21 protein-coding genes are annotated in these 23912 nt (G+C 67.2%); 5 read left to right on the top strand and 16 right to left on the bottom strand.

All coding sequences use genetic code 11. The features are described 5' to 3' along the window. Positions 1 to 66: 66 nt before the first annotated feature. The 7 genes from POM99_RS08335 to POM99_RS08305 form a co-directional block, all read right to left on the bottom strand. Complete coding sequence (locus tag POM99_RS08335; RefSeq protein WP_277276652.1) at positions 67 to 834, bottom strand: HesA/MoeB/ThiF family protein; 768 nt, start codon at positions 832 to 834, stop codon at positions 67 to 69. A 168-nt stretch (positions 835 to 1002) separates the two neighbouring features. After that, on the bottom strand, positions 1003 to 2394 hold the full coding sequence (gene dnaA, locus POM99_RS08330; RefSeq protein ID WP_277276836.1) for a chromosomal replication initiator protein DnaA: 1392 nt from the start codon (positions 2392 to 2394) through the stop codon (positions 1003 to 1005). 563 nt (positions 2395 to 2957) lie between these two features. Next, positions 2958 to 3218, bottom strand: a complete 261-nt coding sequence (gene rpsT, locus POM99_RS08325; RefSeq protein WP_277276650.1) for a 30S ribosomal protein S20 — start codon at positions 3216 to 3218, stop codon at positions 2958 to 2960. A 208-nt stretch (positions 3219 to 3426) separates the two neighbouring features. Continuing rightward, a complete protein-coding gene (locus tag POM99_RS08320; protein WP_277276648.1) occupies positions 3427 to 4824 on the bottom strand; it encodes a cytochrome P450 in 1398 nt (465 codons plus the stop codon). A 60-nt stretch (positions 4825 to 4884) separates the two neighbouring features. Beyond that, positions 4885 to 5910: a ferrochelatase gene (hemH, locus tag POM99_RS08315; protein ID WP_277276646.1), complete on the bottom strand. Its 1026-nt coding sequence runs from the start codon at positions 5908 to 5910 to the stop codon at positions 4885 to 4887. Next, positions 5910 to 8195: a xanthine dehydrogenase family protein molybdopterin-binding subunit gene (locus POM99_RS08310; RefSeq protein WP_277276643.1), complete on the bottom strand. Its 2286-nt coding sequence runs from the start codon at positions 8193 to 8195 to the stop codon at positions 5910 to 5912. Before POM99_RS08310 ends, hemH begins: the two co-directional genes overlap by 1 nt. A gap of 4 nt (positions 8196 to 8199) precedes the next feature. Next, on the bottom strand, positions 8200 to 8964 hold the full coding sequence (locus tag POM99_RS08305) for an Mrp/NBP35 family ATP-binding protein (protein WP_277276833.1): 765 nt from the start codon (positions 8962 to 8964) through the stop codon (positions 8200 to 8202). A 319-nt stretch (positions 8965 to 9283) separates the two neighbouring features. Here POM99_RS08305 and hflK point away from each other — a divergent pair, with 319 nt between their 5' ends. The 3 genes from hflK (at position 9284) to POM99_RS08290 (ending at position 12992) form a co-directional block, all read left to right on the top strand. Then, on the top strand, positions 9284 to 10474 hold the full coding sequence (gene hflK / locus POM99_RS08300) for a protease modulator HflK (RefSeq protein WP_277276641.1): 1191 nt from the start codon (positions 9284 to 9286) through the stop codon (positions 10472 to 10474). Continuing rightward, positions 10471 to 11322 carry a protease modulator HflC gene (gene hflC, locus POM99_RS08295; protein WP_277276639.1) on the top strand — a complete coding sequence of 284 codons (852 nt, stop codon included), beginning with the start codon at positions 10471 to 10473 and terminating at the stop codon, positions 11320 to 11322. The genes hflK and hflC overlap by 4 nt, the downstream gene beginning before the upstream one ends. A 122-nt stretch (positions 11323 to 11444) precedes the next feature. Beyond that, positions 11445 to 12992: a Do family serine endopeptidase gene (locus POM99_RS08290; RefSeq protein ID WP_277276637.1), complete on the top strand. Its 1548-nt coding sequence runs from the start codon at positions 11445 to 11447 to the stop codon at positions 12990 to 12992. A 144-nt stretch (positions 12993 to 13136) separates the two neighbouring features. Here POM99_RS08290 and POM99_RS08285 read toward each other — a convergent pair whose 3' ends face one another. From POM99_RS08285 to POM99_RS08255, 7 genes are all read right to left on the bottom strand, one after another. Continuing rightward, on the bottom strand, positions 13137 to 13379 hold the full coding sequence (locus POM99_RS08285; protein WP_277276635.1) for a hypothetical protein: 243 nt from the start codon (positions 13377 to 13379) through the stop codon (positions 13137 to 13139). 62 nt (positions 13380 to 13441) lie between these two features. Continuing rightward, positions 13442 to 15592 (bottom strand): transglycosylase domain-containing protein, encoded by a 2151-nt coding sequence (locus POM99_RS08280; RefSeq protein ID WP_277276633.1) that lies wholly within the window; start codon positions 15590 to 15592, stop codon positions 13442 to 13444. A 127-nt stretch (positions 15593 to 15719) separates the two neighbouring features. Then, complete coding sequence (gene msrB / locus POM99_RS08275) at positions 15720 to 16121, bottom strand: peptide-methionine (R)-S-oxide reductase MsrB (protein WP_277276631.1); 402 nt, start codon at positions 16119 to 16121, stop codon at positions 15720 to 15722. Positions 16122 to 16152: 31 nt separating this feature from the next. Beyond that, a complete protein-coding gene (locus tag POM99_RS08270) occupies positions 16153 to 16590 on the bottom strand; it encodes an NfeD family protein (protein ID WP_277276629.1) in 438 nt (145 codons plus the stop codon). 5 nt (positions 16591 to 16595) lie between these two features. After that, positions 16596 to 17570 carry an SPFH domain-containing protein gene (locus POM99_RS08265; protein ID WP_277276627.1) on the bottom strand — a complete coding sequence of 325 codons (975 nt, stop codon included), beginning with the start codon at positions 17568 to 17570 and terminating at the stop codon, positions 16596 to 16598. Positions 17571 to 17630: 60 nt separating this feature from the next. Beyond that, complete coding sequence (locus tag POM99_RS08260) at positions 17631 to 18317, bottom strand: hypothetical protein (RefSeq protein WP_277276625.1); 687 nt, start codon at positions 18315 to 18317, stop codon at positions 17631 to 17633. A 159-nt stretch (positions 18318 to 18476) separates the two neighbouring features. Beyond that, the gene (locus POM99_RS08255) at positions 18477 to 18815 is read right to left on the bottom strand and encodes a DUF8200 family protein (protein ID WP_277276623.1); all 339 of its coding nucleotides are present in this window, start codon (positions 18813 to 18815) and stop codon (positions 18477 to 18479) included. A 171-nt stretch (positions 18816 to 18986) separates the two neighbouring features. Here POM99_RS08255 and POM99_RS08250 point away from each other — a divergent pair, with 171 nt between their 5' ends. Continuing rightward, positions 18987 to 19493: a winged helix-turn-helix transcriptional regulator gene (locus POM99_RS08250; protein ID WP_277276621.1), complete on the top strand. Its 507-nt coding sequence runs from the start codon at positions 18987 to 18989 to the stop codon at positions 19491 to 19493. 132 nt (positions 19494 to 19625) lie between these two features. Here the strand turns inward: POM99_RS08250 and POM99_RS08245 are convergent, their stop codons facing one another. After that, positions 19626 to 19943 carry a UrcA family protein gene (locus POM99_RS08245; RefSeq protein ID WP_277276618.1) on the bottom strand — a complete coding sequence of 106 codons (318 nt, stop codon included), beginning with the start codon at positions 19941 to 19943 and terminating at the stop codon, positions 19626 to 19628. Positions 19944 to 20199: 256 nt separating this feature from the next. Here POM99_RS08245 and POM99_RS08240 point away from each other — a divergent pair, with 256 nt between their 5' ends. Further along, positions 20200 to 20466: a hypothetical protein gene (locus POM99_RS08240; RefSeq protein ID WP_277276616.1), complete on the top strand. Its 267-nt coding sequence runs from the start codon at positions 20200 to 20202 to the stop codon at positions 20464 to 20466. Between the two features lie 682 nt (positions 20467 to 21148). Here the strand turns inward: POM99_RS08240 and metH are convergent. Next, positions 21149 to 23770, bottom strand: coding sequence for a methionine synthase (gene metH, locus POM99_RS08235; protein WP_277276614.1), 2622 nt, complete (start codon positions 23768 to 23770; stop codon positions 21149 to 21151). Between the last annotated feature and the right edge of the window lie 142 nt (positions 23771 to 23912).

Below are 23912 nucleotides of genomic sequence, written 5' to 3'. Positions count from 1 at the left end.
AAGCCTCTGGGCCCACTGCGGGCTCTGCGCGAACCCCTTCGCGTCTTCGCGTCTTTGCGCGAAAACCTAGGCCGCCCCGCCGCAACCCCTGCATTCCGGGTCCTTGACGATGCGCATCGAGCGCAGCGAGGGCTTCATCCCGTCGAGCACGTGGAGCTGGCCCCACTGCGGATCGCCCAGCGAGGAGGTGCCTTCGAGCAGCACGCGCATCGCCGCCATCGCACCGAAGGCGCCAACCATGCCGACCATTGCGCCCAGCACGCCAAGGTCCGCGCAGGTGTCGCAGTCCTCGGCATCGAAGGCATCGCCCACGAAGCAGCGATAGCAGGCGTGGTCTGAACGGTGCCCGGCGAAGTTGGCGACCTGGCCCTGGAAGCGGCCCAGCGCGGCGCTGGTCAGCGGCACGCCGGCAGCGACGCAGGCGTCGGACACGGCGAGCCGAGTGGCGAAGTTGTCGCAGCCGTCGAGCACGACGTCCGCCCCGGCGATCAGGTCGGCCGCGTTGCCACGGGATATGCGGGTGACATGGGCGGTGACGGCCAGCGCGGGATCAAACGCACGCACCCACTGCGCCGCCGCCTCGGCCTTGGGCTTGCCGATGTCGGCACCGGTGAAGATCGTCTGGCGTTGCAGGTTGCTTGTCTCGACCGAGTCGTCGTCGATCACGGTGATCCGGCCGATGCCCGCCCCGGCCAGATATTGCAGCGCCGGACTGCCGATGCCGCCCGCGCCCACCAGCACGACATGGCTTTCCACCAGCCGCGCCTGCCCGGCGCCGCCCACTTCGGGCAGGACGATATGGCGGGCGAAGCGGTCGAGGCGGTCGGGGGTCATGCGCCGCAGTTAGGGCCGGCGGAGCGCTTCGACAAGCGCGGCGAGGTTGCGCCGTGGTGGTTCGACAAGCTCACCACGAGCGGTTTGGCAAGGGTCCGATCCCACAAAACCAACCCCGCTCATCCTGAGCCTGTCGAAGGATGCCGGCGCAACCTTGGCCTGCTGCGGTCAGTCTTCCAGCTGGCGCAGCAGGGTGCGCACGTCGCCGTCCATGTCGGCATCGCGGGTGCGCAGTTCCTCGATCAGGCGCACCGCGTGGATCACTGTGGAATGGTCGCGCCCGCCAAACTTGCGGCCGATTTCCGGGTACGAGCGCGGGGTGAGCACCTTGGCCAGGTACATCGCCACCTGCCGCGGGCGCACCACGGCACGGGCGCGGCGCTTGCTGGCCATCTCGGTACGGTCGACGCGATAGAACTGGCAGACCGTGCGCTGGATCTCGTCGATGGTGATCCGGCGGCGGTTGGCCGACAGGATGTCGGTCAGTTGCTCTTCGGCCAGGTTCAGCGAGACCGGCTGCCCGGTCAGCTGGGCGAAGGCGACCAGCTTGTTGAGCCCGCCGACCAGTTCGCGCACGTTGCGGTTGATCGTGCGGGCAAGGAATTCGACCACGTCCTGCGGCACCTGGGTGGAGGTGAAGCGGGCAAGGCGGTGTTCGAGGATCTTGCGGCGCAGCTCGATGTCGGCGGGCTGGATATCAGCCACCAGGCCCATCGACAGGCGCGAAAGCAGGCGCTGCTCCACCCCGTCCAGGGCCTGCGGCGCGCGGTCCGCCGCCACCACCAGCCGCCTGCCCGCGCCCAGCAGCGCGTCGATGGTGTGCAGGAATTCCTCCTGCGTGCTGGCCTTGCCGATGATGAACTGGATGTCGTCCACCAGCAGCAGGTCAAAGCCGCGCAGGCGGGCCTTGAACTCGATCATCTCGTTCTGGCGCATGGCCTGGACGAACTCGATCATGAAGCGCTCGGCCGAGCAGTAGAAGATGCGCGCGCCAGGCTTGTTGGCGGCATAGGCGTGGCCGATGGCGTGGAGCAGGTGGGTCTTGCCCTGGCCGGTCGAACCCTTGAGGTAGAGCGGCGAGAACTGCGGCGTTTCCACCGCGGCCATGCGCTGCGCCGCGTTCACCGCCAGCACGTTGGCCGATCCTGAGACGAATTCGGCAAAGGTCAGCGACGGGTCGAGCCCGGTGACCATGGCATCGGCCACCACCGGTGCGGGAATGCCCTGGACACGCGCCGGAGCCATGCCGGCATCGCCGCCCACGCGCAGTTCGGGCATGGCGCGGCGGCGCGGGTGCACGGTGATGCGCACCTGGCGCACTTCGCTGCGCGCGATCTTCCACGCCAGCGAAAGGCGATCGGCAAAGCGGTCGGCCACCCAGTTGGCCGAGAACTCGGTCGGCAGGAACAGGTCCAGCGTGCCGGTGTCCTTGCAGAACGAGCCCAGCTGGATCGGCTTGATCCACTGCGCGTGCAGCTGCGAGCCGAGGTCCTTCTTCAGCCCCTGGCTGATGTCCGCCCAATCTGCGGCCAGATCCAGTGCTTCCTGGTCCTCGTTCATTACCCCGTCACGTCCCTTCCTGGCGAGTGTGCCGCGTCCATGCGCAGGGCCAGCGTCTGCGCCAATGCCCCGTGCCGTCGGCCCGCTGCCGAATTCATCGAGTTTCACGTTTCCCCGCCCCGCTCAAACTGCATGCTGCAACGTGTGTCCGTTGCAGGCATGAATTCCCCCTTGTCGGCGGACATGGTGTTCGCCGACCTCTCAACAGCTGATGTTCGTGACCCAGCTGCCAGCTTCGAACCTGCCGTAGCAGGGACAATCTCCGGTAGCGGGAAGCACTGTCTATTGGGGGTAGGGAGGGATTCGCAAGCGCGGTGTCGTAAAAAAACCGAAATAAACCTTCTTGACTCACGGGATGCCGTGATAATTTTCTAAGTCACTGAAATTACATCATTTTAATTAGCGGTGATCGCGAATCGCGAAGTTTCCGTGACTTGTTGCACCTGCACACCGTTACCGTTCGTGACAGTGGGCAGAAACAAAAAGTGGCCGGCGATTTGGGCGCCGGCCACGTTCTGTTTTTGTGCTGATGGCTGGCCCTCAGGAGAGGGCCAAGAGCCGAATCAGAGCGCAGCGACTCGCTTGCTCAGACGGCTCATCTTGCGGGCCACGGTGTTCTTGTGGAGCACGCCACGGGCCACGCCACGGGCCAACTCGGGCTGCGCAGCCTTCAGCGCTTCGGAAGCCGCGGTCTTGTCGCCACCGGCCAGCGCGGTCTCCACCTTCTTCACGAAGGTGCGGATGCGGGAAAGGCGGTTGCCGTTGATTTCGGCGCGACGTTCGTTGCGGCGGATGCGCTTGCGGGCTTGCGGCGTATTGGCCATGTCTGTCCTGTTTCTGTCCTCTGCCGGGCCGCACTGGACGCCCCGGTCGAATTGGCGTTGGTTTGCTCGAAAGGCGGGCAAACCCGCCGGAAAGCGCGGCCCTTAGCGGTGGAGCGGCGAATCGTCAACAGATTCGGCTGTGATGGGGCCAGATGGAGTTTCGGCCGGACCGAAACAGGGTCGGTGCCGCCGGCCCCGTCAGTGGCGATTAATCCAGTGGCCGCAAAGTCAGCCGCAGACCATCCCTTGGCTTGGGGATCGGCCAGGCCTGCCAGCGAGGCTCGTATCCCGGCGCCGCTTCCAGCCGGTAGCGCGTGAGGATCTGCGCCGCCAGAACCTTGGTCTGCATCGCGGCGAAGTGCAGGCCAAGGCACATGTGGCCCCCGCCGCCATAGGGGACCCAGGCATACTTGTGCCGCGCCGCCACCTTGTCAGGCGTGAAGCGCAGCGGATCGAAGCGGGTCGGATCGGGCCACAGCGCAGGATCGGCATGGACCGCCGCCGGGCTGATCGACACGGTGCTGCCCGCCGGAATGGCAAAGCCGTGGAAGGTGAAATCGCGCAGCGCTCGGCGCGGCAGCGACGGCACCGGTGGCATGATGCGCAGCGCTTCCTTGAAGGCCAGCTCGGTCATCTCCATCCGGCCCAGCGAATCGTAGTCGAGCGTCCGGCCAGGCCCGCCCAGCACCGCCAGCGCCTCGGCGCGCAGCTTGTCCTGCCACTCCGGGTTGCGCGCCAGGTGCCATGCCAGCGTGGTGAAGGAACTGGTGATGGTGTCATGCGCCGCCATCATCAGGAAGATCATGTGGTCCACCACCACATCTTCGGCCAGCAGGCTGCCGTCCTCGCGCGTGGCCAGCGCGAACTGGCTGAACATGTCCTGCCCCGGGCGGGCGCGGCGTTCCCGCACCAGAGGCGTGAAGAAGTCCACCATCATCCGCCGCCCCGCCACACCCCGGCCCATGCGGGTGAAGGGCAGGGGGCGCCTCACCGGCGCGATCGAGGCTTGCACCATGTTGACGAAGGCCTTGTTCAGCCTGTCCGCCTCGGGACCGAACGGCAGACCCATGAAGCTGGTGGCCGCAGTCTGCAGCGTCAGCGCCTTGATCGCATCGTAGAAGCGGATTGGGCCCGCGCCCCATGCACCTGCCATGCGGGCGATGTCGGCGTTCAGCTGCCCGCAATAGGCGCGCATCGGGTCGGGCTTGAAGGCGATCGAAAGCGCGCGCCGGTCGATGCGGTGCGCTTCGTGGTCCATCAGCATCAGACCGCGCGGAAACAGCAGGTTGAGGATCGGGCCCCAGCCCTGCTCATTGGAAAACAGCCTGTCACGATCGAACAGCACCAGTTCGTTGGCGTCGGGGCCGATCAGCGCAACCTGCCGCCGGCCGAAGCTGCGCGTGCGATAGACCGGGCCGTATGTTTCCAGCATGCGCTGCCCGAAGCCGAGCGGATCGGCCAGCTGCATCAGCGTGGTTCCCACGAAAGGCCAGCCGTCTTCGCCCGGGATGTGGTCCAGCGCACTGTCGCCGGGGTGGCGGGTCCAGTGCGGGTTGCCGTGATCGGTCTGGACAAGGTGAACCTGCGAAGGCGCCAGGCTTGCCATGGCTTCGTCTCTCCCGGTTAAGCTTTAACCGGGCAATTAATGACATTCATGTCAGCAAAGTCAAATCCAGCCTGCAAGCTCGCGCCGCACCAGGCTTTCCAGCAGGTCCATGCCGGCATCCCCGGCATTGAGGCAGGCCAGCGCGGCGAAGTGCGTTCCGCCCGCGCCGATGAAGTCCTCCTTGCCGCGAATCGCCAGTTCTTCGAGCGTTTCCAGGCAATCGGCGGAAAAGCCCGGCGCGGCGATGGCCACCTTCTTCGTGCCCCTGCCGGCTTCTTCCAGAAGCACCGTATCGGTTGCCGGTTCCAGCCACTTGGCCCGGCCGAAGCGCGACTGGAAGCTGGTGACCAGCCGCATGCCGGGATGGCTTGTGGCAAAGGCATCGCCCAGCAGGCGTGACATCTTGCGGCAGTGGCAGTGATAGGGATCGCCCAGGAACAGCGTACGCTCAGGCATGCCGTGGTAGCTAAGCAGCAGCACCTCCGGATCGAAGTCCAGTGCGGCGATCTGGCGCGAAAGGTCGGTGTGAAGCGTGGCGATGGTCTGCGCATCGTCGCCATAGGGGGGCAGCGTGCGCAGCGCGGGCAGGCGGCGGCGCGCCTTGATCCAGTCGGCCATCGCGTCGAGCACGCTGGCGGTGGTGGCGGCGCAATATTGCGGATAGAGCGGCGCGACGAGGATGCGCTCGCATCCGGCTTCGATCAGCGCGTCAAGCTCCCCCGCCACGGCCGGCTTGCCATAGCGCATGGCGTGGCGGACGATTGCCGCATCGCCCAGCCGCCCCTGCAGTGCGCGGGCCTGCGCTGCCGTGATCGCGGCCAGCGGCGAGCCTTCCGGGGTCCACACCTGCTGATAGGCATGGGCCGATTTCTGCGGGCGTGTGCGCAGGATGATGCCGCGAAGGATCGGCTGCCACACCAGCGAAGGAATCTCCACCACCCGCTTGTCTGACAGGAACTCGGCGAGATAGCGCCGCACCGCGCCGGCATCGGGCGCATCGGGCGTACCGAGGTTGACCAGCAGCACCCCGACCTTGCCGGTGGCGATGGTCGGGTGGTCGGCCGGCAGGATGGCGGAAGAGGACATCAGATTCCTTCGGAAAGCAGCGGCAACCGGCGGAAACGCAGTCCGGTTGCGGAAAACAGGGCATTGGCGATGGCCGGCGCAACTGCGACCATGCCGAGTTCGCCGGGATCGAACGGTTCGGCGTTCGAATCGGCAAATGCAACATCCATCTTCGGGCAATCGGCCAGCAGGGGCAGGCCCAGCTGCGCCAGCCGCCCGGCCTGCGGCAGCCCGTGCGCCCATGCGGTGGCGCCGCCGATGGCCTGCGCCAGCCCGAAGACCATGCCGCCTTCGATCTGCTGGCGCGCCACGTCCACATTCACCACGCGGCCGATATCGGCATAGGCGGACAGGCGGTCCACCCGCACGGCGCCGTTTTCCTGCCGGGCGGTGGCTACCACGGCGATGAAGCCGCTGCGCTGCCCCTCTGGCGCGTTCAGGTCCATGCGGTGGCAGGCGATGCCCTGGCCCGATGCGTCGGCACCGCCGCCCCACATCGCCATGCGCGCCACGCCCTGCAGGCAGGCCACCAGCCGGGGTTGCCCGCCCAGCATGCCCACGCGGAAAGACAGTGGTTCCGCCCGGGCAAAATGCGCGCACTCGTCGATGAAGCTCTCGGTCAGGAAAGCGGCAATGCCGTGGGAATTGCCGCGCTGGCGCGCAGTGGGCAGCGACAGGTTGACCGGCACATGCTCCACCGCCTTTTCGGGAATGGCGTAAAGCGGCAGTGCGCCTTCGCAGGCGAGGGGGTCAGCCCTGTCCTTCGCGGCAGCCAGCGCAGCGGGCACGCTTTCCTCGCCCAACAGGCGCGCACCCGCCTCGATCGCGGTGGCGGGCATTGCCAGCCGGGTGCGCCAGCCGAGCAGCTGCCTTCGATCGGGCCCCATTGCGGCGGAAAGCTGCGCCGAAGCGGGCGCGCGGGGGAACGTGGCGAGCAGATCCTGCCAACGTGACCATACCAGCTGCACCGGGCGGTTCACCGCCTTGCAGATCGCCGCCGCCTCTGCCGCGATGCGCGTGTCAAGCTTCGCATCGAAGCTGCCGCCCGCGTGCATGGGATAGACCACCACGTTGCGCCGGGCGATGCCCGCCCCACGCGCCGCCGCCCGCGCGGCCTGTTCGGGCGCCTGCGTGGCGATCCACAGCTCCAGCCGCCCGTTCTCGATCCGCGCGGTGGCGGTGGGCGTTTCCAGCGGGGCGTGCAGCGCCGCCTCCACGTCATAGCGCGCGGTCAGGTTCGGCTTGGCCAGCAGCGCGGTGGGGTCGCCCTCGGCGGCGATCACCGTGGCCTCGCCCTTGCGCAGCGCGCGGTCCAGCCGGCTGTCCAGCGCGCCCGAATCGACCACCCGCCCCGCCGCCTTGAAGCGCGGGTCCATCGCCTTCAGCGCCTTGTCCGCGGCGTGCCAGGTCGCGCCCACCGCCGCCAGCCAGCGCCTGGCCTTCACCACGCCGACCAGGCCAGGCACATCGGCCGCCGCCTTGCGGTCATAGCTCGCCAGCACCGCATCGCCCTGCGGGCCGTGGGCGATTGCGGCATGGACCATGCCGGGCAGGCGTACGTCGCCCGCAAACACGAAGCTGCCGTCCACCTTGGCCGGCAGGTCCAGCCGGGGGAAGTGCAGGCGCCCGCCTTCGGGGAAGGCGCCCGGCTTTTCGCGCGCTGGTTCCGCGCGCAGCACGGGCACCGATGGCGGGTCATAGTCGGCTGCGGGTCCGGCCAGTTCGGCAAAGCCCAGCCGCTGCCTGCCGTTGATCACGGCGTGGTCGCGCACCTCCAGCGTTTCCCAACCGACTCCCCACTTCGCCGCCGCCGCCTGCGCCAGGCAGGCGCGGGCGGATGCCGCTGCGGCGCGCAGGGGCGCCTCGAATGCGGCCAGCGCAGTGCCTTCGGCAGTGATCATCATCGGCCCGCGCTCGGAATGGACTTGGGCCAGCGTGTCGCCCGGCGAATCCGCCAGCCCTGCGGCCAGCGGCATCCACAGCGAGGCCCAGCGCGCCGCCAGCACCGGATCGCCATAATGCGGGCTGACCGGCGCGGGCTCCACGCCCACGCGCTTCCAGTCCGCACCCAGCTCAACCGCCACGATCTGCGCCGCCAGCGTGGTGATGCCCTGGCCCATCTCGCACAGCGGCACTGCCACGCTGACCGTGCCATCCTTGCCGATGCGCAGCAGGCTGTCGAACACGCGTTCGCCCTCGCCCGCCACCAGCGCACTGGCATAGCGGCGCGGCAGCAGCCCGAACGCCAGCAACAGGCCGCCGCCTGCCCCTGCGCCGATCAGCAGCCCGCGCCGGCTGAGCCGCATGACCTTAGTGCGTGTCCAGCCACGCCAGCACGGCGCGCGCGATATTCAGGTATGCTTCGGCCTGCGGTCCGTCGCCTGCGGCCACGGGATGGCCTGCGTCGCTTTCCCGCCGGATCTGGATGTCCAGCGGCACGCGGCCCAGGAACGGCAGGTTCATGGTCATCGCCGCAGCCTGCGCCCCGCCGACGCCGAAGGGGTCGCTTTCCTCGCCGCAATGCGGGCAGATATAGCCGGCCATGTTCTCGACCATGCCGATCAGCGGGATCTGCCCCTGCTCGAACAGGCTTATCGCGCGGGTCGCATCCATCAGCGCCAGATCCTGCGGGGTTGAGACGATCACCGCTCCGGCCGGCTTGTGCTTCTGCAGCATGGTCAGCTGGATGTCGCCGGTGCCGGGCGGCAGGTCGACCACGATGATCTCGGCATCGCCCCAGTGCGCGTCCATCAGCTGGTTCAGCGCATTGCCCACCATCGGCCCGCGCCAGGCGATGGCCTGCCCCGGCTGCACCAGATGGCCCATGGACAGCAGCGGCACGCCGAACGGGCTCTGCACCGGGTGCATCTTGCTGTCGCTGGCTTCGGGCGTGCGCCCTTCGGTGGAAAGCAGCCGCGCCTGCGATGGGCCATAGATGTCGGCATCGACCAGCCCCACCTTGCGCCCCAGCCGTGCCATGGCCACGGCAAGGTTGGCCGAAAGCGTGGACTTGCCCACGCCGCCCTTGCCAGAACCCACCGCGATGATCCGCCGGGCGCGTTTTTCCGCGGTCATCGCCACGCGCACGTCGGTGGCGCCGCCCTTTCGCGCCGCGTCGCGCACGGCCATTTCCAGTTTGTCGCGCTCCAGCCGTTCCAGCCCGCCCACGTCGAGCACAACGCTGGCCACGCCATCCTTCACCCGCGCCGCCTGAACGCGCGCCGGGTCCACCTGCTTCAGCGCCTGTGCCAGCGCCGTTTCGTCACCCGCCTCTTCGATTGCCACGTTCCGTTCCCGCTCCGGGCCGAAGCCCGTCCTTTCGGGCATTCCCCTAGCAAGGAAATTTGAGGAGGAGACACTGTTTTTCGCAGGCAACGTCCCTATAACCGGGGACATGAGCAGTTTTGGTGAGCGTGCGAAGCACAGCGGCTGGGCGATGGCCGGCAAGAACAGTCCCTGGGGCGGGTCAGGCGGAGAAGGCGGTTCCGGCCCGGAAGAGCCGTCCACCCCCGATGGCGAGAGCCCTCCCGCATCCCCTCCGCCCGCGGCCGATCAGCCCGGCGGCAAGCCGGGTGACAAGTCCGGCGGCCCGCGCAACCCCTGGCTGCCGCCCTCTGCCGGTGGTGACAACCGGCGTCCCAGCCTGGAGGACATCTTCCGCAAGCGCGGTGGAGGTGGTGGTGGCAACAACGGCGGGCGCGGCGGGCCAAACCCGCAGTTCCGCCTGCCACAGCGGCCCGATGGCAAATCGTGGACGCCGCTGGTGGTGGCGGCCGTGCTGCTGTTGTGGCTCGGCACCTCGATGGTCCACCGCGTTTCCGCGCAGGAAGAGGGTGTGGTCACGACCTTCGGCTCCTATTCCCGCACGCTCAAGCCGGGCATGGCGCTGACCGCGCCCTGGCCGTTCCAGGCGGTGACGACCGAGAACGTCACCCAGATCCGCCGGGAATCGATCCCCGAGGGCGATGCCGAGAAGCTGATGCTGACGAGCGACCAGAACCTTGTCGACCTCAGCTATATCGTGCGCTGGAACATCAAGGACCTGAAGCTCTATTCCTACCAGCTGGCCGATCCCGACCAGACCGTTCGCGAAGTGGCCGAGGCGGCGATGCGCCAGTCCATTTCCGAAGTCTCGCTGGGGCAGGTGATGGGATCGGGCCGCGCCGCGATCGAAACCAGCGTGCGGGACCGGATGCAGCGGGTGCTCGACGCCTATCGCGCGGGTGTGACCATCCAGGGCGTGGACATCAAGAAGACCGACCCGCCGACCAAGGTGGTGGACGCGTTCAAGGAAGTGCTGGCCGCGCAGCAGGATGCACAGAGCGAGATCAATCGCGCCAACGCCTGGGCCCAGCAGCTGACCGCGCGTGCGCAGGGTGAGGCCGCGGCTTTCGACAAGGTCTATGCGCAGTACAAGCTGGCGCCCGAGGTGACCCGCCGCCGCATGTATTACGAAACGATGGAGCGTGTGCTGAGCCAGACCGACAAGGTCATCGTCGAGGCGCCCGGCACGGTGCCCTACCTGCCGTTGCCGGCGATGAAGCAGACGCCGCCGCCTGCCCCCGTGTCGGAGGCCAAGCCATGAACGCGCTCGAACGGATCTGGGCCGAACAGAAGCTTGCGCTGGTCGCGGTGATCATCGCCATCATCGGCCTGCTGTCCTGTCTCAAGGAAGTGGACGAGACCGAACAGGCGGTGATCGTGCGGCTGGGTGAACCGGTGCGCGTGGTCAACCGCTTCCGCCCCAATGCCGATTTCGGCCAGACCGGGGCAGGCCTTACCTGGCGCATCCCGTTCTTTGAACAGGTGATCACCATCGACAAGCGCGTGCTGGACGTGAGCATGGAGCGCCAGCAGGTGACCAGCGCCGACCAGCAGCGGCTGGAAGTGGACGCCTATGCCCGCTTCCGCGTGATCGATCCGGTCAAGATGTACCAGACGGCCGGAACGGTGGACCGCGTGGCGGAACAGCTGCAGCCCATCCTCAACTCGGTGCTGCGCCAGGAACTGGGCAAGCGCACGTTCGCCTCGCTGCTCACCGCCGAGCGCGGGCAGGCGATGGAGAACATCCGCAAGGGGCTGGACGCTGAAGCGCGCGAATATGGCGCGCAGGTGATCGACGTGCGCATCAAGCGGGCGGACCTGCCCGACGGAGCGCCGCTGGAAAGCGCCTTCACCCGCATGATCAGCGCACGCCAGCAGGAAGCCGCGACGATCCGCGCACAGGGCCAGAAGGCCGGGCAGATCATCCGGGCCGAAGCGGAAGCGCAGGCTGCCAAGACCTATGCCGAGAGCTTCGGCAAGGATCCGCAGTTCTATGATTTCTACCGCGCGATGCAGAGCTATGACACCACCTTCGCGCAAAAGCAGTCGAGCACCTCGATCGTGCTCTCGCCCGACAACGAATATCTGCGCCAGTTCCGCGGAAAGTGACTTCGCTGGTGAAACCGCTGCCATTCAAATTTCGTTCATGCGACGAAGCGTGAATCCCGTTCGGGGATCGGCAGCGGAATCACCGTTCCGCGACCAGGATTAGACAAAGAGGACAAGGCCACGTGCGATACGCTTATGGAGTGACTACGGCGCTGCTCCTCGCCGGCAGCGCGCTGACGCTGGCTACCGGCTTTCCGGCAGGGGCGCAGGTCGCCCAGAATGACAGCAGCCAGATGCAGTCTGTGGTGCCCCGCGCCGGGGCGCCCGCCAGCTTTGCGGACCTGACCCAGCAATTGCAGCCGGCAGTGGTCAACATCTCCACGCGCCAGCGGGTGAAGGTGCAGAACCAGAACCCGTTTGCCGGAACGCCCTTTGGCGATCTGTTCGGCGGCGGGCAGGGCAATGGCGGACCGCAGACGCGCGAGGCGCAGTCACTCGGTTCGGGCTTCATCATCTCTGCCGATGGCTATGTGGTCACCAACAACCACGTGATCACCGCCGACGGGCAGGGAGAGGTTGAATCGATCACCGTCACCATGACCGACGGCACCGACTATCCGGCCAAGCTGGTCGGCCGCGATGCCGCCTCGGACCTTGCGGTGCTGAAGATCAGCGGCACAAAGCCGTTCCCCTTCGTGAAATTTGGCGATTCGCGCCATGCCCGCGTGGGTGACTGGGTGATCGCCATCGGCAACCCCTTCGGCCTGGGCGGCACGGTGACCAGCGGGATCATCTCGGCGGTCTATCGCAACACCGGCTCGGGCTCGGCCTATGACCGCTACCTGCAGACCGACGCCTCGATCAACCGGGGCAACTCGGGCGGCCCGATGTTCGACATGAACGGCAACGTCATCGGCATCAACAACGCCATCTTCTCGCCCACCGGCGGCAGCGTCGGCATCGGCTTCGCCATTCCCGCCGAAATCGCTGCGCCCATCGTGGACAAGCTGCGCAATGGGCAGGCGATCGATCGCGGCTACCTCGGCGTGCGCATCCAGCAGCTGTCCGACGATCTGGCCGCCTCGCTCGGCATCGCCAAGAAGCGTGGCGAATTCATCCAGTCGGTCGAGCCTGGCCAGGGCGCGGCCAAGGCCGGGATGCAGCCGGGCGACGTGGTCGTGGCCGTGGATGGCAAGGAAGTGACGCCGGACCAGACGCTGTCGTTCATCGTTGCCAACACCCCTCCGGGCAAGCGCATCCCGATCGAGCTGATCCGCAATGGCCAGCGCCTGACCGTGCAGGCCGTGGTGGGCAAGCGGCCGAGCGACGAGGAACTCGCCAAGCAGAGCTTCGACCCCGACAATGGCGACGACGATGGCGGCTTCGGCCCCAATGGCGGCTCCGCGCAGAAGGCCCCCGCCGGGCCGGTGGTGCAGCAGTCGCTGGGCGTGGCGGTGATCCCGATGACCGCCACCATCGCCCGCCAGCTCGGCGTGGGCGAGGATGTGAAGGGCGTGGTCATCACCGCGGTCGACGATTCCGCCGACGCCGGGGCCAAGGGCCTGCAGCGTGGCGACATCGTCCTCTCGGCCAACTACAAGCCGGTGACCACCGCGGCGGAGCTGGAAGCCGTGGTCAGGCAGGCCAAGGCGGAGAACCGCGAAGCCGTGCTGCTGCGCATCCAGCGCCGCGGCCAGCCCGCCATCTACGTGCCGATCCGCCTGCGCTGATCGGCATCAGACTCAAGCAGAAAGGGGCGGCGCTGCCATCTGGCAACGCCGCCCCTTTTTTATGTCTCCCCTTCGGGCGACGGGCGATGGCCGGGGGCTCTCGGCTGCCATAATGTCAGCCTGCCTGCCCCCATCGTACCACAATCAGTACGTTGACGGCGGATCGCTCGCCGGGAAGCTTTCGTCCCCGGCTTGGTCCACCTTGTCCCACTTGGGCGGGTCCGAACGCATGCCCTCGGTGCCGGCCGAGCGCACCTTGGAGAAGTTTTCGCCCGATCCCTCGCCCGTGGCGAAGGCCGCCGGTTCCGCGTTGGAAGCGGTCTGTTTCGACGCCTTCCAGATGAAATAGCCGACCGTCGCAGCGGCGGCGAGCTTGAACAGAGCCATTGTTCGTCTCCTGTCGGTATCGGGTCCGGCAGGACCCATCCACCGCACAACGAACGTGTGGCCTAAAAGTTCGCGGGGTTGGCTTGTTGCCGCTGCGGCCCGGCGCTGGTGGTGGGCCTTCCGGCGGGAACGCGCTGCCGTGGCGCGTCACGGCCCGTGGCGCGGTTGAGGAAATCGTCGTTGGCCGCAGCCGGCGCATCCTGCTCCACCCCGTCCTCGGGCACAGGCACAGCTTCATCCGGCGCCTGCGGGCCGCGCTGGCCCGCACCGTTCACCACATCGCCGTTCGGGTCGACATAGAAGTAGTCGTCCGGATTGGACTGCATCGCCTCGTCATCGGGCTCCAGCTGCCACTGCGGCAGGGTCAGCTGCGTCTCGAACTGCTCCACCGGGCGCTTGGCGGTGACGACCTTCATGTATGACGCAAAAGCCCGCGCCGGGGCGGTGCCGCCCTGCAGGCCGGGCACCGCGCGCGCATCGTCGCGGCCCATCCACACGCCGGTGGTGATCCCGCTGGAAAAGCCCAGGAACCAGCCATCCTTGTTGGAACTGGTGGTGCCGGTCTTGCCCGCCACGGGGCGGCCGATCTGCGCCGCGCGGCCGGTGCCGGTGCTGACGGCGGTCTGCATCAGGTCGGTAATGCCCGCCGCCACATAGTTGGGCACCAGCTGCTGCGGGTTGTCGGGCCGGTGGCTGTAGAGCACCTCGCCATCGGTGGTGGTCACCTTGCGGATGCCATAGGGCATCACGTTGGTGCCCTTGGCCTGCACTTCGGCAAAGGCGCGCACCATGTCGATCACGCGCACTTCGCTGGTGCCCAGCACCATCGAAGGCATCGTGTTGATCGGGGTGGTGATGCCAAAGCGGCGCGCCATGTTGGCCACCGCGCCGAAGCCCACCTCGTTGCCCAGCTGCGCCGCCACGGTGTTCTTGGAATAGGCGAAGGCGGTGCGCACGTCGATCTCGCCGGCATAGGTGCCGCCGGAATTGCGCGGGCTCCACCCGTCGATCGTCACCGGCTCGTCACGCACCTTGTCCTCGGGCTTGTAGCCCGCTTCCAGCGCGGCGAGATAGACAAACAGCTTCCACGCCGATCCCGGCTGGCGCACGGCGTTGACGGCGCGGTTGTAGTTGCTGGTGACGTAGTCGGTGCCGCCCACCATGGCCAGCACTGCGCCATCGCGGTCCACGCTCACCAGCGCGCCCTGTGCACCCTTGGGCGCGAAGGCCTGGATCGCGTCGGTTGCGGCGCGCTGGGCCGTGGGGTCCAGCGTGGTCCACACCTCGATCGGCTGGTCGTTGTCGGGCAGCAGCAGGTCCAGCTGCGGCAGCACCCAGTCGGTGAAATAGCGCGCGGAGTTCTGGCCCTGCTCCGAAGCGAACCTGACCGCCTTGAAATCGACGCCATCGGCCTCGGCAGGCGTGATCTTGTCGGCCTTCACCATGGTGCCCAGCACCGTTTTCGCGCGTTCGACGGCGGCATCCTTGTCCGCCGTGGGCGAATAGTGCGATGGCGCCTTCACCAGCCCGGCGATGATCGCCGCTTCCGACAGGTTCAGCTGCTCGCCCGAATGGCCGAAGAACTTGCGCGCAGCCGAATCCACGCCATAGGCGCCGCCGCCGAAATAGACCTTGTTGAGATAGAGTTCGAGGATCTGGTCCTTGCTGAAGCGGGTCTCAAGCGCCAGCGCCAGCACCGCCTCGCGGATCTTGCGGTCGAAGGTGCGGCTGTTGTTCAGGAAAACGTTGCGGGCCAGCTGCTGGGTGATGGTGGACGCGCCCTGCCGCCAATGGCCGCTCTGGATACGCACCCACACCGAACGGGCGATGCCGATGGGGTCCACGCCCCAATGGCTGCGAAAGCGGCGGTCTTCCACCGCCACCATGGCATCCTGCATCACACCGGGCACGGCGCGGATGGGAATCCACTTGCCATAGCTGGGCCCGAGCGTGACGATTTCCGAACCATCGGCCGCGCGCACCACGATGGTCTGGCCCGCCTGGCTCGATTTCAGCCGGTCATAGCTCGGCAGCGACCGCGCGGTGATCAGCACCGCGGCGGTCAGCGCCATCGCGCCCAGCAGGGTCAGCGCGCCGCCCCATACCACGATCCGGCGCAGCAGCCTTCCGATGAAGGAGCTGCCACGGCCTGACCGGCCGCGCGGTTCGTCTTCGGGCTCCGGACGTCGCCGGGGAATGTCCCGCCTGGCCATCAGCTTTGATTGCTTCCCTCGTTATCGTGCACAGGCATGCTTGCCCGCCCTGACGGGCGCCTCATGCATAGGGCAAATATAACGCAGGGTTAATGGGAAGTTTCACGAGTGGCGAAAGCGTCGCAGTTCAGTCTTCCTTCGGCTTGAAATCCAGCGATGCGCTGTTGATGCAATAGCGCAGGCCGGTGGGTGCGGGACCATCGGGAAACACGTGGCCAAGATGCCCGTCACAGCGGGCACAGCGCACTTCGGTGCGGACCATGCCATGGCTGCGGTCGGTGATCTCGTCGACCATCTCGTCATCCACCGGGGCATAGAAGCTGGGCCAGCCCGATCCGCTGTCATACTTGGCGTCGGACTCGAACAGCGGCGCACCGCACCCGGCGCAGGTGTAATCGCCCGCGGCCTTGTTCTTTTCATACTTGCCGGTGAAGGCGCGCTCCGTGCCATGCTGGCGCAGGATCTGGTATTGCTCGGGGGTCAGTCGTTCGCGCCATTCGGCTTCGGTCAGATTCAGCTTGTCGACCATCTGGGGATCTCCTTCGCGCAGCGATATGGGATCAGGCGGGTTCCACAACAAGCACGGTGCCCTCATGGCCAACCACACGCACCCGCGCGCCCGCAGGCAGGTCTGGCCCGCGCGCCAACCACTCGGTGTCGCCATGGCGCACCCGGCCACTGCCGCCGCTGATCGCGCAGGCCACCACGGCGCCCTGGCCCACCAATTGGCCGCCGCGATCGTTCAGCGCGGGGTCCGCATCCACCCCCGGGTTGCGTGCATACCAGCGCCGTCCGGCCAGCACCGCCACACCCGCCATCGCCACGAACAGCAGCGCCAGCACGGCAAAGGGCAGGGGCAGCGCGAGCCCGGCAAGGCCGGTGAGCAAGGCCGCCGCCGCAATCCAGATCAGGAAATAGCCCGGCACCAGCAGCTCGGCGATGGCCAGCACCACGCCCAGCGCCACCCAGGCCCACGGCGATTCCAGCAGGACCGTCATGGCGCTCACCCCTGTCCGGGCGTGATCGTCGGCACCGACGGGCGCGGTGAACGCGGCGGCTGCGGGGCCGGCGGCGGACCCTTCACCGCATCTCCGATCAGCTCGCCAATTCCGCCCAGCGTTCCGATCAGCTGCGTCGCCTCCACCGGGAACAGGATGGTCTTGGCGTTGGGCGATGTGGCAAACTGCTGCACCGCTTCGACATATTTCTGCGCCACGAAGTAATTCAGGGCCTGCGTGCCCGATGCGGCAATCGCTTCGGACACCACCATGGTCGCCTTCGCTTCGGCCTCGGCCGATCGTTCACGCGCCTCGGCATCGCGGAACGCGGCCTCCTTGCGCCCCTCGGCCTCAAGGATCTGCGCCTGTTTCTGCCCTTCCGCCTTCAGGATCTCCGATGCGCGCGAACCCTCTGCCTCAAGGATCTGGGCGCGCTTTTCGCGCTCCGCCTTCATCTGGCGGGCCATGGCGTTGGAAATGTCCACCGGCGGGCGGATATCCTTGATCTCCACCCGGGTGATCTTCACCCCCCATGGCGATGTGGCGTGGTCCACCACCGACAGCAGCCGCGCGTTGATCTCGTCGCGCTTGGACAGCGTCTCGTCCAGGTCCATCGAACCCATAACCGTGCGCAGGTTGGTGGTCGTCAGCTGCATGATCGCCACATAGAGGTCTGACACCTCATAGGCCGCCTTCCCCGCGTCCAGCACCTGGAAGAACACCACCGCGTCCACGCCGACCATGGCGTTGTCGCGCGTGATGATTTCCTGTCCGGGGATGTCGAGCACCTGCTCCATCATGTTGACCTTGTGGCCCACCCGGTCGACGAACGGCATCAGGAAATGCAGCCCCGGCCGCGCTGCCAGGGTGAAGCGGCCCAGCCGCTCGATGGTATAGACATGGCCCTGCCGCACCACGCGCACGCCCATCAGCACGTAAACGACCACCAGAACGATCAGCAGCAGCAGTACCGCTTCCATCTTGCCCCCTCCGGCCGGACTATCCGGCGTCGGTGGAGCAATACCGCATCGCGAGCCGGTTCAGTAGTGCGATTTGGCATCCGGCCTGGCGAGGTCGTAGCAATGGTCGATATCGTACTTCTCCACCCCGCCGGCGCTGTCCGTCGCCTCGGCCAGCATGGCGTCGTGCGCCTTGGCCAGCGTGGCATCCGCCTCGTCGTTGCTGCGCCCTTGCGCCACCAGCGCCTCGTGCTCGCGCGCGGCCAGAACGGTGGCCAGGGTCTTCATGTCCTTGGCCGCGTCGCTCATGCCCTCTCGTGCATGGACTTCGTCGAAGGCGAGGCTGAGGATCGCAGAGCATTGCAGCAGGTCCGGCGTCTTGAGCGGCGGCACCTTGGCTTCCAGGCTGGCGAGGCAAGGCTTTACGGCGGAAGTCAGCGCGGAAGCGGGATCGGTTGCGGCCGCCTGCTGGATCGCCGTGGCGTCGGCGGTCAGCAGGTCACGCACCTGTTCACGGGTCATGCCGGCCTGCTCCATCACCTGCTGCCCCACCATCGTGAAGTAGCGCTTGCCCCTTACCGCCAGTGGCGGCAGGCCCTGCGCCGCCTCGTCCCCCTGCGCCTGCGCATTGGCGGCCAGCGCGAATGCGGCGGCGCAGCGCAGTTCGGTGCGGTGCACGTCGGTCAGCGCTTGCGCGGGCGCGTCCGCAGCGAAGGCGGGTGCGGGCAGGGCGGCCGACAGGGCGGCGACAAGTGCAAGGGGGCGCATGGCGCCATGCTATAGGAACCGCAACCTGAACGGTCACGGACAAATCCATGCCAAAAAGAAGGCCGTGGAGCGGCATGCGTTCGCTCCACGGCCTGTCAGGTTTGGCGCGCCCGGCAGGGTCGGGGCGGGCACGCGCTGGAGCAGGTCAGGCTGGAAAACTCACTTGCTGTTGCACTTGGCCAGGTCTTCTGCGGCCAGTTCGCCCTTGGGCGTGGCAAAGCGGGTCACTTCGCCCACCTTGCGCGCCAGACGGGCGCAGACGATGGCCGGGCGAGAGGTGTCGCGGGCCGCGGTGCAGGCGGTGCCGGCGCAGTTCCACAACACTCCGCCTTCGATCACCTTCTGCGGCGCGGCCAGCGGGGCCGCCAGCGCGGCGGTGTAGTATCCGCCTTCGGCCCGGGCGGGCTGGGCGGTTATGGCGAACGATCCGGCCGAAAACGCCAGCGCGGCGAGGGCGGGCAGCAGGCGGCGCAGGCCACCGTCAACGGTTGCAGTCATGTCTCTTCCCCTTATGTCCGTGCATGAAACCCGGCGCTGGGGCGCCGCTGACGGAACCAGCCGCCGTGCGGAGCGTCCTGGAGAGGATGCGGATTTCAGTTGCGAATCGATACCTACATATCTAGGTTTTAAGTTGCAACTAAAAACTTACATCGCTTGCGCCTTTGCGCTATGGCGGGAACCGATATGGAAAAACTGCGCGAACCCTTGTCCGATCTGGCCGCCTGCGGCCTGCCCTGCGCGCTTGAGGCGATGGGGGAGCGCTGGTCGTTCATGATCCTGCGCGCCGCGTTCAACGGGGTGCGTCACTTCGAGGAATTCCTCGATCAGCTCGGCATTGCACGCAACATCCTTTCCAACCGCCTGTCGCGCCTGGTCGAATCCGGCATCCTGAAGCGCGAACCGTGCGCCGACGATCGCCGGCGCATCGAATATCGGCTCACGCCAAAGGGGTTTGATCTGCTGCCCGCCATGCTGGCGCTGCGCCAGTGGGGGGAGAAGTGGGCGCTGGGCGTGCCGGCCAATCCCGTGCTGTGCGACGCGCGCGACGGCCAGCCGATCCTGCCCATCACCATCCGCGCGCATGATGACCGGGTGCTGGGCCCGGCGGATCTCACCTGGCGCGAACGTGCCGACATCGAGGCCGAAGGCAGGTCGCCGGTTCGGGCGGTGAAATAGCAAAGGGCCTTCGTTTGGTGCGCCTTCGACATCCATCGAAGGTTTGTGCCGCAACAGGCAAAAGCATTCCACGAACCGGCCGGGAAGCGGGGCTGGAGTGCTTCCCGACCGGCTCGCGGGGCCGCCGGTCCATCAGCGGCTAAGCGACTTGCTGGTCATCACCGCGGCAAAGCTCTGGCGCGCACCGTTGAGGGCGCGGGTGTAGCAGCGGCGGCTGGAGATCTCTTCGGACAGCGGGTGCGGACCGCTGCTGGTTTCGCACACCCGGGCGGCGGCATAGCGCAGGCGGGCGTCGAGCTTTGCCTGCCCTTCGGGGCTGGCGAGGTCGAGATCGCTGTAGCGCACCAGGCGGGTCACGGTGACCGGCTCTTCCGCAAAGGCGGCAGGGGCTGCGGCGAAGGCGATGGTGCTGGCGGCGGCAGCGGCGATCAGGGTCTTGGTGAAGGTCATGGCGGGGCTCCTTGGCATGGGGTTCAACTCGGTCGCGACGGGGCCCCTTGGGGGTTCGGGGGGTGGGGTTCGCAAGGGACCGCCGCCGCATGCCATCCTGATACCCCCGGCCGCGGGGCGATGCGCGGCAGGCTCGACAATCCCGCGAATGCACCCGACCAGCGGCACGGTCGCCCGACGAACGACATGGTGCATCCGGCGAACGACAGGAAAGGCTTCTTCCCGCCCCGCCACGGTGGTGTAGGCTGCGCCAAACATGGCGATTCTCCTCACCTTCATCCTTGGCGTGGCCAACTTCGCGCTGCACGGCGCGGTGATGGAATGCGGGCACCCGCTGATCGGACGGATGCCGTGGTTCTACCACGCGATGAGCCGGCGCCTTTCGCTGGCGGTGGAGTTCCTCATGCTGTTCGCCGGCATGCTGCTGGCCGCGCAGGGCGAAGTGTGGGGCCTGCTGGGCTACATCGCCTATTCCGCGCTGAATGGCGTGGCGGGCTGGCTGATCCTGACGCGACGGGTCTAGTGCGTGGCACAGCTATACGCATGAACTTGACAATTATAACCAAATAGGTTATATGCCCCAGCCTTGGACCGGGAGCGGGCATGGCCGGCTTCGCCCTCGCTCCTTCGGGTCAGGCCCCTCAGGCCGAAGCCCGACGCGACCGGCGCGGGTTCGGCATCGCGGGGAACTGGCAGCCTTGCCAGCACGAGGGCGTAAAGCCCCAGCCCCGGGCAAATCCCAAGCCAAAGCAACGGACGGCGGATGTGGGGCGGTGGTTCAGCCGCGTGCATGCGTCGGACAAGGGCCCGGGTCGGGCCTCCGGCACGAAACGGCATCCCGCTTCCCGGCGGACCTACGGTGACCTATCCGTGTGACGCTCCCGGCCTCTTCCCCTTGCCAATGGCGCTACGGACCGGGCTGGCACGCGAGCCGCCACCCGGCATCGAGCTTCCGTCCGGTCACAGGCTGCGCCGAAGCGGCTGCAACGCCCCGCCCGGCCACTCGCAAATGCGCGCTGCCCGCCCTCCCTTGCGGCGCCACGCATGGCGCCCGCACCGGTCGCGCAGGTCCGTCTTGATCCTCAGGCAAAAGTCCGGGCTCGCCGCCGGATGCTCTCCATGCCCCTTCCCCGCTCATCCTGAGCTTGTCGAAGGACAAGGGAGGGGGTTGGGGGTGGGGGCTCTCCGCACACGCAGCGCTTGCCTCAGTCGAGATTGGGGCGCAGCCACCGCTCTGCCGTCGCAAGGTCCACCCCCCGCCGCGCCGCATAGTCTTCCAGCTGGTCGCGGCCGATGGTGGCGACGCCGAAGTACTGGCTTTCCGGGTGGGCGAAGTAGAACCCGCTGACCGCTGCGGTGGGCAGCATCGCCTGCGATTCGGTGAGCGTGATGCCGGCGTTGTCCTGCGCGCGCAGCAGATCGAACAGCACCGGCTTCAGGCTGTGATCCGGGCAGGCGGGATAGCCCGGCGCGGGGCGGATGCCGCGATACTGTTCGCGGATCAGTGCCTCGTTGGTCAGCTGCTCCCCCGGTGCATAGGCCCACAGCGTGGTGCGCACGTGCTGGTGCAGGCGCTCGGCAAAGGCTTCGGCAAAACGGTCGGCCAAGGCCTTCAGCAGGATGTCCGAATAGTCGTCGTTGGCGGCCTGGAACCGGGCGAGGTGCGGTTCGATGCCATGGATGCCCACGGCGAAGCCGCCCAGCCAGTCGCCCGCCGGATCGATGAAATCGGCCAGGCAGAAGTTGGCGCGGCCCCGGCTCTTGATGAATTGCTGGCGCAGGAAGGGCAGGCGGACCGACAGCTCGTCATCATCGGGATGCAGCACCACGTCATCACCGTGGCGGGCGCAGGGCCAGAAGCCGGCGACGCCCTTGGCCGTCAGCCACTTCTCCGAGACGATCTTCTCGAGCATGGCCCTGGCATCCGCAAACAGGCTGGTGGCGCTTTCACCCACGACAGGATCGGTCAGGATCGCGGGATAGGTGCCGGCGAGTTCCCAGGCTCGGAAGAAGGGCGTCCAATCAAAGGTTTCGACCAGATCGGCAAGATCCCAATCGGGAAACACATGCAGGCCGGGCTGTTCGGGCGGCGGCGCCTTTTCCGACATGTCGGGCGCAAAGGCGTTGTCGCGCGCATCCTGCAACGGCAGCAGCTTGGACCCGCCCTTGCCGGCGCGGGCATCGCGCACGTGCTGGTAATCGGCGGCCGTCGCCTTGATGAAGCCAAGCGCCTGGGTGTCGGACAGCAGCTGGCTGGCGACGCCGACGGCGCGGCTGGCGTCAAGCACGTGGACCACCGGGCCATCATAGGCCGGGTCGATCTTGAGCGCGGTGTGGACCTTGCTGGTGGTGGCCCCGCCGATCAGCAGCGGGATGGTGAAGCCGGCGCGCTGCATTTCCTCGGCCACGGTCACCATCTCGTCCAGCGAGGGGGTGATCAGGCCGGAAAGGCCGATGATGTCGGCGCCTTCCTTCTTCGCAGTGTCGAGGATCGTGGCCCACGGCACCATGACGCCAAGGTCGATCACTTCGTAGCCGTTGCACTGCAGGACCACGCCGACGATGTTCTTGCCGATATCGTGGACGTCGCCCTTCACCGTGGCCATCACGATCTTGCCCTTGGCCTTGGCGCCCTCTTCTTTCGCCGCTTCGATGAAGGGGATGAGGTGGGCCACCGCCTTCTTCATCACGCGGGCGGATTTCACCACCTGCGGCAGGAACATCTGGCCCGATCCGAACAGGTCGCCCACGGTGTTCATGCCGGCCATCAGCGGGCCTTCGATCACCTCGATCGGGCGGGCGTGGAGCAGGCGGGCTTCCTCGGTATCCTCGACGATGTAGGCGTCGATGCCCTTGACCAGCGCGTGCTCCAGCCGGCGAACAACGTCCCAGCTGCGCCATTCCTCGGCCTGCTTTTCGGCAACCGCGTCCTTGCCCTTGAAGCTTTCGGCCAGCTCGATCAGCCGCTCTGTCGCATCCGCGCGGCGCATGAGCAGCACGTCCTCGCAGGCTTCGCGCAGCACGGGATCGATCTGGGCATAGACGTCAAGCTGTCCGGCGTTGACGATGGCCATGTCCATGCCTGCCGGAATGGCGTGGTAGAGGAACACCGAGTGCATGGCGCGGCGCACCGTTTCGTTGCCGCGGAAGCTGAACGAGAGGTTGGACAGGCCGCCCGAGATGTGGACGTGCGGGCAACGCGCCTTGATCTCGCGCGTCGCCTCGATGAAATCCAGGGCGTAGCGATCGTGCTCCTCGATGCCGGTGGCGACGGCGAAGACGTTGGGATCGAAGATCACGTCCTCGGGCGGGAAGCCGATGCCCATCAGCAGCTTGTAGGCGCGCTCGCAGATTTCTACCTTGCGATCCTTCGTGTCGGCCTGGCCCTTCTCGTCAAAGGCCATCACGACCACGGCGGCGCCATAGTCCATGCACTTGCGCGCGTGGGTGAGGAATGCCTCCTCGCCTTCCTTCATGCTGATGGAATTGACGATGGGCTTGCCCGAGACGCACTTGAGGCCAGCCTCGATCACTTCCCACTTCGAACTGTCGATCATCACTGGCACGCGGGCGATGTCGGGCTCGGCGGCGATCAGCTTGAGGAAGGTGGTCATGGCCTCGACCGCATCGAGCAGGCCTTCGTCCATGTTGACGTCGATCACCTGCGCACCGTTTTCCACCTGCTGGCGCGCCACTTCCACCGCCTTGGCATAGTCGCCGGCAAGGATCAGCTTCTTGAACGCGGCCGAGCCGGTGACGTTGGTGCGTTCGCCGACATTGACGAAGCGGGAACCGGCATTGGCAGGGGTGGTGGTGGAGGTGGTCATTGTCGATTCCAGTTCCCCTCCCGCTTGCGGGAGGGGGTAGGGGAGGGCGGGTTCATCCAGGTGGAGGGTAACAGGCCCTCCCCCTGCCCCTCCCGCAAGCGGGAGGGGAGAATGTGGACCCCCGGCCTTGCGGCGGGGGCAG

The organism is Novosphingobium cyanobacteriorum (assembly GCF_029436685.1).
Classification (GTDB): Bacteria; Pseudomonadota; Alphaproteobacteria; order Sphingomonadales; family Sphingomonadaceae; genus Novosphingobium; species Novosphingobium cyanobacteriorum.
The sequence above is the reverse complement of the archived record's forward strand: the minus strand, read 5'-3'. Positions and strand labels throughout refer to the sequence as shown.

Bases quoted from the DNA above. Each gene is read 5' to 3' on its own strand.
- POM99_RS08335 (WP_277276652.1), bottom strand. From the start codon at position 834: ATGACCCCCGACCGCCTCGACCGCTTCGCCCGCCATATCGTCCTGCCC.
- dnaA (WP_277276836.1), bottom strand. From the start codon at position 2,394: ATGAACGAGGACCAGGAAGCACTGGATCTGGCCGCAGATTGGGCGGAC.
- rpsT (WP_277276650.1), bottom strand. From the start codon at position 3,218: ATGGCCAATACGCCGCAAGCCCGCAAGCGCATCCGCCGCAACGAACGT.
- POM99_RS08320 (WP_277276648.1), bottom strand. From the start codon at position 4,824: ATGGCAAGCCTGGCGCCTTCGCAGGTTCACCTTGTCCAGACCGATCAC.
- hemH (WP_277276646.1), bottom strand. From the start codon at position 5,910: ATGTCCTCTTCCGCCATCCTGCCGGCCGACCACCCGACCATCGCCACC.
- POM99_RS08310 (WP_277276643.1), bottom strand. From the start codon at position 8,195: ATGCGGCTCAGCCGGCGCGGGCTGCTGATCGGCGCAGGGGCAGGCGGC.
- POM99_RS08305 (WP_277276833.1), bottom strand. From the start codon at position 8,964: ATGACCGCGGAAAAACGCGCCCGGCGGATCATCGCGGTGGGTTCTGGC.
- hflK (WP_277276641.1), top strand. From the start codon at position 9,284: ATGAGCAGTTTTGGTGAGCGTGCGAAGCACAGCGGCTGGGCGATGGCC.
- hflC (WP_277276639.1), top strand. From the start codon at position 10,471: ATGAACGCGCTCGAACGGATCTGGGCCGAACAGAAGCTTGCGCTGGTC.
- POM99_RS08285 (WP_277276635.1), bottom strand. From the start codon at position 13,379: ATGGCTCTGTTCAAGCTCGCCGCCGCTGCGACGGTCGGCTATTTCATC.
- POM99_RS08280 (WP_277276633.1), bottom strand. From the start codon at position 15,592: ATGGCCAGGCGGGACATTCCCCGGCGACGTCCGGAGCCCGAAGACGAA.
- msrB (WP_277276631.1), bottom strand. From the start codon at position 16,121: ATGGTCGACAAGCTGAATCTGACCGAAGCCGAATGGCGCGAACGACTG.
- POM99_RS08270 (WP_277276629.1), bottom strand. From the start codon at position 16,590: ATGACGGTCCTGCTGGAATCGCCGTGGGCCTGGGTGGCGCTGGGCGTG.
- POM99_RS08265 (WP_277276627.1), bottom strand. From the start codon at position 17,570: ATGGAAGCGGTACTGCTGCTGCTGATCGTTCTGGTGGTCGTTTACGTG.
- POM99_RS08260 (WP_277276625.1), bottom strand. From the start codon at position 18,317: ATGCGCCCCCTTGCACTTGTCGCCGCCCTGTCGGCCGCCCTGCCCGCA.
- POM99_RS08255 (WP_277276623.1), bottom strand. From the start codon at position 18,815: ATGACTGCAACCGTTGACGGTGGCCTGCGCCGCCTGCTGCCCGCCCTC.
- POM99_RS08250 (WP_277276621.1), top strand. From the start codon at position 18,987: ATGGCGGGAACCGATATGGAAAAACTGCGCGAACCCTTGTCCGATCTG.
- POM99_RS08245 (WP_277276618.1), bottom strand. From the start codon at position 19,943: ATGACCTTCACCAAGACCCTGATCGCCGCTGCCGCCGCCAGCACCATC.
- POM99_RS08240 (WP_277276616.1), top strand. From the start codon at position 20,200: ATGGCGATTCTCCTCACCTTCATCCTTGGCGTGGCCAACTTCGCGCTG.
- metH (WP_277276614.1), bottom strand. From the start codon at position 23,770: ATGACCACCTCCACCACCACCCCTGCCAATGCCGGTTCCCGCTTCGTC.